Source organism: Vibrio sp. 1249-1, from assembly GCF_033340495.1.
The window spans coordinates 1-502 of the sequence record NZ_JAWOWJ010001247.1 but is presented as its reverse complement, the minus strand read 5'-3'; the positions used below and the strand labels follow the sequence as shown (position 1 = coordinate 502).

Below are 502 nucleotides of genomic sequence, written 5' to 3'. Positions count from 1 at the left end.
TGAAGATATTGAAAACAACCGATTTGAATCTCAACAAGTAGCGACATTCACTCGCGGCTATTTGCGTTCTTACGCAAAGTTTGTCGGGCTAGATGAGAAAGTGGTGCTGGTTGCTCTAGAACAAACGGCAGATGTAAAGCCAAAAGAGCAAGAAATCGAAATGCAAAGCTTCTCTCGTAAAACCAAACACGAGAAACACAACAGCCGAATTATGTTGCTGACTTGGGTAATAGCCATTGTCATCATCGGTATCTCAGCAGCTTGGTGGTGGCAAAATCAGCAAGAAAATAGTCTCGCTCAAGTTGTAGCAGAGGCTAATGTTGAAACAAGCCAGCCAAGTGCCGATGAAATTGCTGATATTGATCTAATGACCGAAGAAGAGCTGATCGCAAGTACTCCAGCAGAACTAGCGGCATCAAACAATACAGCATCAGAATCATCCATCAATGCAGCGCAAACTGATGAAGTGGTACCTGCAGAAACAGAAGAGTCGACAACAGAA

Annotated in this window: 1 protein-coding gene; it reads left to right on the top strand. The window is 43.6% G+C overall.

Annotation, left to right across the window (positions count from 1 at the left end; all coding sequences use genetic code 11):
• Positions 1-502, top strand: a 502-nt coding sequence (locus R7Z50_RS31515) for a helix-turn-helix domain-containing protein (RefSeq protein WP_318150277.1), incomplete at both ends; no start/stop codon positions are given.